Raw genomic sequence first — 10728 nt, forward strand, 5'->3', positions numbered from 1 at the left:
GGCGCCCCTTTTTTCCACCCCGACCTCCACCCCACATCGCCACCTCCACCCCTGTGGTTTTTTTCCCCCCCCCCCCTCGTGGTGGACGAAATCCTCGAAGCAGTGGCCCCCGCTGCGGATCGCGAGCCGCCCCTCTGCCCCGGCGACCGCCGAAGCGACCTCCGCGGTGGTCCGCGGCAGGTGCACCGCAGCCGGTTTCGCGGTGTAGCGCTGGTTGACCCCGGCCGTGTAGTCCGCGTAGCGCGGATCCTCCGGCCCGATGACACGTCCGGTCATGGCTCCTCCCCGGAAGGGGAAGGCCGGGACGAGGGTCGCCCCGGCCTTCGCTCAGAGGTCCCCCGCGAGCTTCCCGCCGAGACCCCAATGGTCCTTTTCGACGTCGGTGATGATCACCGTGACGGCGGCTTCGGGGCATTTCGCGAGCCGCGAAACGGTTCCCGTCACCTCTTCGACGAGCTGACGGCGTTCGGTCTCACCGGCCCCCTTCCACCAGTTCACGTGCACGACCGGCATCGCTGTCCACCTCCTTCCCGGTCCGGCTGTCCAGGCCCGCCGCGGCGAGCGCGACCAGCAGCGAGGTCACGGCCAGCCCGGCACCGATCCAGCTCGGCGAGAGCAGCCCGGCGCCCGCGCTGATGCCGAGACCGCCGAGCCACGGCCCGAGCGCGTTGCCGACGTTGAACGCCGAGATGTTGCTCGTACTCGCCAGCGTCGGCGCGCCTTCGGTCTCGTTCATCACCCGGGTCTGCAGTGCCGGGTTGATCAGGAAGCTGCCGATCCCGAACAGGAACAGCGTCGCGACCATGGCCGGTTTGCTGTGCGCCGCCAGGGAAAACGCGCCGAGCATCACCGCGAGCAGCAGCAGGCCCGCGCACAGCGTGCCCATCAGCGAGCGGTCCGCGAGCCTGCCGCCGAGCACGCTGCCGAGGAACGTGCCGACACCGAACAACGCCAGCAGCGGGGGCACCAGGCCGGCGGAGAACCCGGTGACGTCGGTCAGCAGTGGCGCGATGTAGGTGTAGGCGGTGTAGAGCGCGGCCTGGCTGAGCATGGTCGTGCTCAGCGCCAGCCACACCTTCGGATTGCGGAACGCGGCCAGCTCGTGGCGGACGCCCAGGTGGCCCGCCCGCGGCTGATGCGGCACCAGCGCCACGACGCCGGCGAGGTCGATCACGCCGAGGATCGCGACCGCGAGGAACGTCGCGCGCCAGCCGAAGTGCTGGCCGACGAACGTGCCGAGCGGGACCCCGGCGATGGTGGCGATGGTCAGGCCACCGAACATGATCGCGATGGCCCTGGCGCGCTTGCCCGGTTCGACCAGGTTCGCGGCCACCACCGCGCCGATGCCGAAGAACGAGCCGTGCGCGACGGCGGTGACCACGCGGGCGGCCATCAGCACGCCGAACGACGGCGCGGCCGCGGCGAGCACCTCGCCGGCGACGAACACCACGAGCAGCGCGACGAGCGCCGTCTTGCGCGGCACCTTGGTGGTCGCGGCGGTGATCAGCGGCGCGCCGAGGACGACGCCGACCGCGAACAGCGAGATGAGCAGCCCGGCCTGTGGCAGGGACACGCCGAACGCACCGGAGAGCTCCGGTAGCAGGCCGGCGATCATGAACTCGGTGGTGCCCAGGCTGAACACCGTCAGCCCGAGCACGAACAGGGCGATGGGCATCGTTACCCCCGGATGGTTCGGGCAGCGGTCAGGACTCGAGCACCGACAGGCCGGCCTCGGCGATCTTCACGTCGTCGGTCCAATGGGCGCCCGAGACGCCGATCGCGCCGACGAGCTCGCCGCCGACCACGATGGGCAGGCCGCCGCCCATGCCGACCAGGCGGTCGATCGCCGTGGGCGCGGCGGTCCGCAGCACCGGGTCGGCGTCGAGCACCTCGGACCACTTCTGTGTCGGCATCGCCGATGACGCCGCGGTGTAGGCCTTGTCCTGCGCGACCTGCACGGCGTTGAGCTTCGCGCCGTCCTGCCGCAGGAACGCCTTCAGGTGGCCGCCTTCGTCCACCACCGCGACGGCGAACCGCTTGTCGGTCGCCTTCGCGGCCTCGTCGGCCGCGCGGACGATCTGCCAGGCCAGCTCGTCGCTGACGGACGACCGGCGCTGCACGTGAGGCATGAGAAGTCTCCTTGTCTGGCGTGTGCGGGTTTTCTCTTCGGTGCCGCCGGCCACAGGAGGGTGCGCACCGGGACCGGTCGCACACGGACCGCATCCGGCGGTCGCTCCCACGGTACCAAATCTGGACTGATCGTCAAACAATGAGCCGCTGACCTGACGCCAGCTGCCGAGCAAAGTCGAGTAATAGCAAGGAATCCGTCAACTTCAGGACGGCATTGTTGATCAACCGGTCCAGATACAGCCTCGCGTTGTTGACTGATCATTCCACCATCCTTAGACTGGGAGCATGCCCCGAGTCCGCGAGTTCGACACCGACGAGGTGGTCCAGAAGGCCATGGAGGTCTTCTGGCGCCAGGGTTACGAGGCCACCTCGATCCAGGACCTCGCCGAGGCGACCGGGCTCGGCCGCGGCTCGCTCTACGCCGCGTTCGGCAGCAAGCACGGCCTCTACGAGCAGGCGCTGCAGCGGTACGTCCGGCAGACCACCGACACCACCCGCGAGTCGCTGATGCAGCGAGTGCCGATCCGGCAGGTGATGCGCGACCTGTTGCTCGGCCGGATCGACGACGCGCTCAAGGAGCCCGGCAGGCCGGGCTGCCTGCTCGTCATGGCGATCACCGAACGAGTGCCGCACGACGACGTGGCGAACCGGATCGTGTGCGACGCGATCACGGCACTGCAGGACTCCTTCTGCGGCACGCTGCACCTGGCCCGCAGCATGGGCGAACTACCACCGGGAACCGATATCCCGGCGGTGTCGAATTTCCTGGTGACCATGATTCAGGGCCTGCGCGTGATGAGCGCGGTCTGCCGCGACAAGACACTGCTGGCACAGGTCGTCGACACCGCTCTGCTCGCCATTCCGGAATAACCATCGCCGCCCCGTCATTGGATTGTCACCGTGCGCCCGGCCGCGCTTTCTTCGCGCGGTGACGGACAGTTGTCAATGGGCCCGCCCCGCGCCGTTTTCGATCATGCGACGCCGCGCAGCCGGATTGTCGGCTCCGGACCGGCAGGCCTGGCACCTTCACCGGGAAATCCGAGCCTCCGCAGTGTCCGCGGACCTGAATTCCTCCTCATTCTCCCGACAGTTTCCCGCGACATCCCTCGTCTACACACCAGCACCCGGTACGCCGACTGTGACAACGCTCACAGTCGGCGCGCCGGGTGCCCTTTCGGGCATCTTTTGGTCGTATCGGCAGACATCGCCACTCCACCATTCGGCGGTATCGGAATTTTACTGAATCACTTCAGTCAATGTCGACCGCGTCATTCGCGTCGATTTGCCCCGCCTGTTAACAACTTTGCAACGTGCCGCCGGGGACTAGTACTGTCGCCCCCGGAAGCGAATCGCGGAATCGCGATGTATTGATCAATTCGGCTTCCGTCCATTGGCAAATTGTCAGCAACCTGATTGGACCCAGGATGCTCATCGACCAGATTCAGGGAACGATCGTCCGCGCCGCGGACTTCGTCTTCTCACCATTCGATTGGGGCCGGGTCGCCGAGCCCGTCGGCCCGGCCATGGGAGCACGCGAGGTGACCCTGCTCGTCGTGGAGGTCGCGCCCGGCAAGGCGTGGCGCCTCGGCTGGGCGCTGGAGGAGGAGAACATCGCGGTGGTCTTCGCCGGCTCCGGCCACGGCGACGTCACCGGCCACCGCACGGAGGTCACGCGTGGCTCCGCCCTGCACTCCCCCACCGGGCGCACGCTGGAACTCGAAGCAGGCGACGACGGCCTGACCGCGTACGTGTGGCGAACCCGCTTGGCTGGCAACGAACCCACCGGCACCGCGCCGCGGCTGGAGAACGAGCTGTGGAACACCGAAACGCAGTTGCACGGCTTCAGCGGCACCGGCGAGGTGGCGGGCGACGGCAACACGGCCGTGATGAACTTCCTGTTCTGGCCCGGCACCGGCAGCGCGCGGCTGTGCCTGCACTGCGGGATTCAGGAGCCCGGCCAGACCTTCAACGTCCATCAGCACCCGGACAGCGAAGAGGCTTTCATCGCCTTCGAAGGCGGCGGCCAGATGTACCTGATCGACCGCTGGCACGACGTCTCCCCCGGCGACGTGCTGTTCGCCGCGCCCGGCGTGCCGCACGGCACGCGCAACCCGGAGCCGGCCACGAAGCGGTTCGCCACGTGCGGCGGGCCGACACCGTTCGACCCCGTCCTCTACGCCCGCGCCGGCGTTTCCGCGGAGGTGAGGTAGCCGTCATGTGCCGGATCTATGGACACCTGGGCGGGAATCTCGCACACCACCACCTGCGCGCCGTTTCGGCGCTGCAGCGGCACGGCGGTCCGGATGCCCGGTTCAGCGCGGCCGGCGACGGCTGGGCACTGGGCAACAACCGGCTGGCCATCGTGGACCTCGACGGCGGCGAGCAGCCCTACCGGCTCGGCCGCGAAATCCGGGTCGTCTTCAACGGCGAGATCTACAACCACAACGAGTTGCGCCGCGAGCTGCACGCGGCGGGCTATGTCTTCCACGACCACTGCGACGGCAACGTGATCCCGGCGCTGTACCACAAGTACGGCCTGGACTTCGTCGATCACCTCGACGGGATGTACGCCATCGCCGTGCTGGACCTGCGGGCGGAGCCGAAGCTGGTGCTCGTGACCGACGAGGCGGGCATGAAGCCGCTGTACCACCACGAGGACCAGGAACGGCGGGAGCTGTATTTCTCCTCGGAGCTGCCGGCCCTGCTGAGCGTTCCCGGCGTCCGGTGGGAACAACGGGACGAGGGGCTCGACAACTACCTCACCACCAAGACGCCCTTCGGGGAACGGACGATGTTCGACGGCGTCCGGGTACTGCCGCGGGCGGCCACCGCCGTCTATACGCGCTCGGGCGGGCTGAAGATCTCGCGACGCGCGGAAACCGCTTTCCCCGTCGAGGACGGCGGCGACCTCGACACGGCAGGCGGCCGGGTCCGCGACACGCTGCGTGCCGAAACCCACCGGCTCGCGCTGGCCGACGTGCCGATCTCGACGATCACCAGCGGCGGGCTGGATTCCAGCCTGGTGACGGCACTCCTGGCGGAGAAGGTCCCGCACGTGCACGCGTTCAACATCGCCTACACCGGGGACTGGCCGTTCGACGAGAAGCGGTACGCCCGCGAGGTCGCCGCCCGCTGCGGCGCGACCTACCACCAGATCGAGGCGGACCCGGCGACGTTCCCGGACCTGCTCGGAGAGGTCGTATGGCACCTGGGCCAGCCCAACGCCGACCCGATCACGCTGAGCACGTACCTGCTGTTCCAGGGTGTGCACGACGCCGGGTTCAAGGTGACGCTCTCGGGCGACGCCGCGGACGAGATCTTCGGCGGCTACCGCCGGATCAGCGACGCGCTGCTCGGTGCGGAGGACTGGCCGAACGGATACGTCGACGCGCTCGCGGCCGTGCCCGCCGCGCTACGGAACCGGCTCTACACCGACGAGTACCGGGATCTGTTGCGGCGCAACGGAACCGAAGCCGAGCGGATCGTACGGCGGCTGCGCGGCGCCGGGCCGGACCGGCTGGCCGCGATCACCGAGTTCGAAGTGGACGAACGACTGCCCGCCTACCACCTGCGTCGCGTCGACCACCTGAGCATGGCCCACTCGGTCGAGGTACGGCTGCCGTTCTGCCAGCGGCCGGTCACCCGGCTGGCCCGGCGGCTGCCCGCCGAACAGCGAGTACGCGGCCGAGAGGTGAAACGCGCGCTCTACGCGGCCGGCCGGGGCCTAGTGCCGGACTCGGTGCTCGACCGGCCGAAGCAGCCGTTCACGCTGCCGATCACCGCGATGCTCGCGGCCGGGCAGCCCTTGCACGACTACGCCCGCGACATGCTTTCCGGTCTGTCGCTCGCGCACCACGGGCAGCTCGACCCGAAGGCCGTCGCCGGGCTGTTCGACGCACAGGCCACCCGGCCCAACGACGAATCGGCGCTGGCCATCTGGTCGCTGCTCATCCACCGGCTCTGGACCGACCAGCTCACCCGCGGCAGCGCCGGGGAAAGGAGCGCGGCCTGATGCTCGCTCACATCGCCCACGCCCACGGCAGCCCGAGCTCCACGCTGGTGCTGCCCGCCGAGCGGCTGCCGGCGTCCGAGGAAGCGCTCTCCGACGCGCTCTCCGACGGCGTCGCCTGGCTTGCCGAACACGGCCTGGCCGCGGTCACGAAGATCGCGCTCGTGTCGGTCTCCGAGCATCCGCTGTTCGACCTCGACTACCGGTTCGTGCAGGTCATTCCCGGTGCCCCGGCGCGGTTCGACTTCCGCGGCAGCTGCGGGCACTCGGTGCTCTCGTCCGTGGTCGTCGCCAGCAGGCTCGGCTGGATCGGCAGGCTCGCGCCCGGTCACCGCGTCCGGGTCCGCGTGCTCAACAACGACGACCACGTGGTGTGCGAGGTCGACGAGTGCGTCCGCGACCGGACGACGTTCACCGCGCACTTCCTCAATCACCCCGCCGTGCCGCTCGGCGAGCTGCTGCCCTTCGGTGAGACCACCACGGACCTGCCGTATGACGACGGCACGATCCGGGTCAGCGCGGTCTCGGTCGGGAACCCGTACCTGTTCCTGTCCGGCCACGACCTCGGCGTGGACAGCCCGGAGGAGCTCTTCGCCGCGGGACGGCCGCTGTTCCGCACGATGAGCGCGATCCGCCGCTCGGCCGCGCGGCAGTACGGCTACCCCGTCGAAGGCGCGTTCCCGAAGGTGGCCGCTGTCCTGCCCGACGGCGAGGACGGCTTGGCCGCGCGCGCGGTGTCCGTGCCGTCGTGGCACCCGACGATCGCGCTGACCGGCGCCGTCTGCCTCGGCGCGGCCCGGCGGATCCGCGACACCATCCCGTTCCGGCTCGCCGGCGGCGAGACCCGGCGCACCGCGCCGCTGCGGATCCGCACCGCGGGCGGGTGCACCACGTCGGCCGCCGCGGTGTCCGGCCACGACCGCGACAGCGAGCTGTCCTGGGTCAGCGTCCCGGAGAAGGCGGTGTCGTTCACCGGCGCCGTGACCATCGACTCGTTCGGTCCCCACGTCCTGAAGGAGGACTCGTGTCTGCTGTCGACCTGACCAGCCCCGTGCGCCTCGGCATCGGCGAGCTGGCCGACGTCCTCGCGGAGCACGCCGCCGCGGCCGACGAGGCCGGCCGCCCGGCGCCCGAAGTGCTGGCCGCGCTGCGGAACTCGCCGTTGCCCGGCCTGGTCGTCCCGCGCCGGTACGGTGGCGCCGGGGCGGACGCCCTGGAAGGAAACCGGGTGATCGCGCGGATCGCGCGGCACGACCCGTCCACCGCGATCATCGCGTTCCAGCACATGGCCGTGTGCAGCCGGATCGCCGAATGGGGCAGCGCTGCCCAGCGCGAAGAGCTGCTGCCGAAGCTCGCTTCCGGTGAGTGGCTGGCCGCGTCCGCGTGGAGCGAGTCCGGTGCCGGCGCGGCGAAGAAGAACCTCGCCACCATCGCCGACGAGCTGCCCGGCGGCGGCTGGACGGTCAGCGGCGGCAAGGCCTTCACCACCGGTGCCGGGATCACCGACATCTACCTGGTGCTCGCGCAGAGCACTCCGATGGCCGACGACGAGTCCGCGTACGGATCCGGTGGGCAGAGCTTCTTCCTGGTGCCCGCGACCAATCCGGGCATCGAGCCGGACCTGAGCCTGGACCTGGTCGGCATGCGCGCGTCGGCGACCGGGTTCGTCGAGCTCAAGGACTGCTTCCTCGGGCCGGAAGCGCTGCTCGGGCCGCGCGACGCCGCGAGCACGATCATCTCCGGTGTCCGGCAGTCCGGGGCGACGCTCGGCGCGGTGTCGGCCGGGATCGCCGAAGCCGCCTGGGACCTCGGTTTCCAAGCGGCGCAACGGAAATCCCTGCTCGGCCTGCAGGCCGTCCGGCACCGGCTGGTGGACCTGCGCGGTCAGGTGGAGTCCGCCCGCGCACTCGTCGAACGGGCCGGGCGGCGCGACGCCGCCGACCCCGGCGAGGTGACGCTGCACAGCAAGATCCACGCCTCCCAGGTGGCCGAGGACGTCGTCGCGAGCATCGCGCGGCTGCTCGGCAGCGCCGGGTATGTGGTGACGAACCCGATCAACCGGATGGCCCGCGACGCCCGCGCCGTCGCGCTCATGGGCCCGACCAACGACCTGAGCCGAGAGCTGGTGAGCCTGCCATGGGCCGCGTGAAGGACCACGACCTCGTCGTCCGGGGCGGCCGGGTGACCGGCCCCGACGGGGTCCGCACCGCCGACATCGCCGTCACCGGCGGGAAGATCGCCGACGTGCTCCCCGCCGGGAGCACCGTGTCCGGCGCCGAGGAGATCGACGCCGCCGGGCGGTACGTCCTGCCCGGCCTCATCGACTCCCACGTGCACTTCCGCACGCCGGGCCTGACGCACAAGGAAGACTGGGCGCACGCGTCGCGGGCCGCGGTGTCCGGCGGCGTCACCACGGTGTTCGACATGCCCAACACGCGCCCGGCGACGTTCACCCCGGCCGACGCCCGCGCCAAGGACGCCGAAATCCACGGCACCAGCCTGGTCGACTACCGCTTCCACGCGGGGGTCGACCCGGACGACGTTTCTTCGCTCGAGGCGTTCGAACCGGCCGAGGCGATGACCGCGAAGGCGTTCCTGACCGGGCATCACACCGCACCACACGTGCTACGCGACCCCGGCCGCCTCGACGAGCTGTTCGCCGTGGCGAAGCGGCGCGGCCTCCGGCTGCTGTTCCACGCCGAGGACGACGACGTCTTCGCGCTGCTCGACCGGTGGCAGGGCACCCCGGCGACCTACCGCGACTACGAGCGGTTCCGGCCGCGCTCGGGCGGGATCGTCGCCGTGGCCAAGCTGATCGAGCTGGCCCGGCGGCACGGCACCGCCGCGCACGTTCTCCACGTGTCCAGCCGTGAGGAGGCGGACCTGCTGACCGCCGCCGGGGCGACCGGGCTGCCGGTCACCTGGGAGGTCACCGGGCACCACCTGTCCTTCACCGCGGCCGACACCGCCCGCTGCGGTTCCCGTATCCGGCTCAGCCCGGCCATCCGGGACCAGGCCGATCAGGACCGGTTGTGGGACGCGGTGCTCCGCGGCGAAGTGTCCACTGTGGGCAGTGATCACGCGCCGCACGCCTTCGGGGACAAGGTGCTCGACGCGCCGGACGCCCCACCGGGACTGCCGGGGGTGCAGGAGCTCTTCCCCGCGCTCTACACCGGGCTGAGCCGCCGGGTGCCGGACGCCACGCCGGACGAGCTGCTGCCGATCGTCACCCGCGTGCTGGCCGCCGAACCCGCCCGGCTGTTCGGGGTCGCCGGCCGCAAGGGCGCGGTCGCGCCCGGCCTGGACGCCGACCTCGTGCTGTTCGCCCCGGACGAGCACTGGTCCTTCGGCCCCGGCGACGTCCAGGCCAAATGCGGGTGGACGGCGTACGCGGGCTGGCTGTTCACCGGTCGCGTCGAGCACACGATCCGGAGGGGCCGCACGGTGTTCCACCGCGAACACGGTTTCGGCGCCCCCGGCGGCGAATGGCTCACACCATCGGTGGTCCCCGCACCGGCGGGTGGTGCCCGATGACCGCGGCGCTGCTCGACGAATTCAAGGACGCGATGGCGACGCTGGCCGGCGGGGTGTGCGTGGTGACCGCGCTCGACGCCGACGGCACGCCGCGTGGCTACGCCGCGACGTCGGTGACTTCGGTGTCGATGCGGCCGCCGCTGCTGCTCGTCTGCCAGGCGAAGAGCTCGAGCTCCTACGAGGTCTTCGCACGCTGCTCGCGCTTCGGCGTCAACGTCCTGGCCGCGGAACAGGTCGAGCTCGCCGCGTTGTTCGCGACGCCCGGTGCCGACCGATTCGGCGGGACCGGCTTCGAACCGGGCGAGCACGGCACGCTCCTGCACCCGGGCGCGCTGGCCGGCATCGAATGCCGGCGCCGGGACACCGTCGACGCCGGTGACCACGGCCTGCTGCTGGGCGAGGTGTGCGCGGCACGCACCTGCCCCGGCGACCCCCTCGTCTACCACGGCCGGTGCTACCAGCGCGTCCGGCCGGTCTGAATTTCCTGGAGGAAAATCATGTTCGAGATCCCCGACCGCCACGGCCCGGCTCCCCGCACCCGTGGCCCGATTCCGCACGGCCAGCTCAACCAGATCGCGCCGACGACACTCCAGGAGGAGCTGTGGCAGCGGATGCGCTCGCTGGCCGGTGTCTACCTGGCGCCGACGCACGTGCCCTACCCGGAGGCCAGGGCGATCCACCTGGCACCGGAGTTCGGCACCGGACCGGACGACGCGTTCATCAAGCACAGCCGCGAGTTCGCGCATCTGCACCCGCAGCAGGACGGCAGCCTGCACATGACCCTCCCGGCGACCGTGAAGAAGCTCGCGACCGAGGCGGGCTGGGGTGTGCCGCACCCGATCCAGAACACGCAGCTCGTCTACGGCCCCCGCGACCGGGACGAGATCGAGATCGTGTGGCGGCTGGTACTGGAGTCCTACACCTATGCCAGGGGCCGCCACAGCGAATGATCCGCCCCGGGTGGGGGGGGGGGGGCGCGCGGCGCGGCGCCCACGACTCCGCCCAACGTGGAAAAAAAACACCCAAACCCCAGCCGGCGGCGGGCGCCCCCCGGT

Annotated in this window: 11 protein-coding genes and 1 pseudogene; 8 read left to right on the forward strand and 4 right to left on the reverse strand. The window is 70.7% G+C overall.

From position 1 onward, the window contains the following. From ACFWX1_RS41845 to ACFWX1_RS41860, 4 genes and pseudogenes are all read right to left on the reverse strand, one after another. Positions 1-276: pseudogene (locus tag ACFWX1_RS41845) on the reverse strand (hypothetical protein); the annotation flags it as partial. Between the two features lie 51 nt (positions 277-327). Beyond that, complete coding sequence (locus tag ACFWX1_RS41850) at positions 328-513, reverse strand: 2-hydroxymuconate tautomerase family protein (protein ID WP_378395444.1); 186 nt, start codon at positions 511-513, stop codon at positions 328-330. After that, positions 473-1675 (reverse strand): Cmx/CmrA family chloramphenicol efflux MFS transporter, encoded by a 1203-nt coding sequence (locus tag ACFWX1_RS41855; RefSeq protein WP_378395445.1) that lies wholly within the window; start codon positions 1673-1675, stop codon positions 473-475. Before ACFWX1_RS41855 ends, ACFWX1_RS41850 begins: the two co-directional genes overlap by 41 nt. Positions 1676-1703: 28 nt before the next feature. Then, complete coding sequence (locus ACFWX1_RS41860) at positions 1704-2129, reverse strand: heme-binding protein (RefSeq protein WP_378395446.1); 426 nt, start codon at positions 2127-2129, stop codon at positions 1704-1706. 286 nt (positions 2130-2415) lie between these two features. Here ACFWX1_RS41860 and ACFWX1_RS41865 point away from each other — a divergent pair, with 286 nt between their 5' ends. The 8 genes from ACFWX1_RS41865 to ACFWX1_RS41900 all read left to right on the forward strand — a co-directional run bounded on the left by ACFWX1_RS41865 (position 2416) and on the right by ACFWX1_RS41900 (position 10623). Continuing rightward, positions 2416-3000, forward strand: a complete 585-nt coding sequence (locus tag ACFWX1_RS41865) for a TetR/AcrR family transcriptional regulator (protein ID WP_378395447.1) — start codon at positions 2416-2418, stop codon at positions 2998-3000. Positions 3001-3554: 554 nt separating this feature from the next. Continuing rightward, entirely contained in the window at positions 3555-4340 is a 786-nt protein-coding gene (locus ACFWX1_RS41870) for a cupin domain-containing protein (RefSeq protein WP_378395448.1), read from the forward strand. 5 nt (positions 4341-4345) lie between these two features. Beyond that, a complete protein-coding gene (asnB, locus tag ACFWX1_RS41875; protein ID WP_378395449.1) occupies positions 4346-6142 on the forward strand; it encodes an asparagine synthase (glutamine-hydrolyzing) in 1797 nt (598 codons plus the stop codon). Beyond that, positions 6142-7182, forward strand: coding sequence for a PrpF domain-containing protein (locus ACFWX1_RS41880; RefSeq protein WP_378395450.1), 1041 nt, complete (start codon positions 6142-6144; stop codon positions 7180-7182). Before asnB ends, ACFWX1_RS41880 begins: the two co-directional genes overlap by 1 nt. Beyond that, complete coding sequence (locus ACFWX1_RS41885) at positions 7164-8288, forward strand: acyl-CoA dehydrogenase family protein (RefSeq protein ID WP_378395451.1); 1125 nt, start codon at positions 7164-7166, stop codon at positions 8286-8288. Before ACFWX1_RS41880 ends, ACFWX1_RS41885 begins: the two co-directional genes overlap by 19 nt. Next, complete coding sequence (locus ACFWX1_RS41890; RefSeq protein WP_378395452.1) at positions 8276-9673, forward strand: dihydroorotase family protein; 1398 nt, start codon at positions 8276-8278, stop codon at positions 9671-9673. Before ACFWX1_RS41885 ends, ACFWX1_RS41890 begins: the two co-directional genes overlap by 13 nt. Beyond that, a complete protein-coding gene (locus ACFWX1_RS41895; protein ID WP_378395453.1) occupies positions 9670-10152 on the forward strand; it encodes a flavin reductase family protein in 483 nt (160 codons plus the stop codon). Before ACFWX1_RS41890 ends, ACFWX1_RS41895 begins: the two co-directional genes overlap by 4 nt. Positions 10153-10170: 18 nt before the next feature. Then, on the forward strand, positions 10171-10623 hold the full coding sequence (locus ACFWX1_RS41900; protein WP_378395454.1) for a luciferase family protein: 453 nt from the start codon (positions 10171-10173) through the stop codon (positions 10621-10623). Positions 10624-10728: the final 105 nt, after the last annotated feature.

The sequence above is a fragment of the Amycolatopsis sp. NPDC059021 genome (assembly GCF_042739895.1).
GTDB lineage: Bacteria > Actinomycetota > Actinomycetes > Mycobacteriales > Pseudonocardiaceae > Amycolatopsis.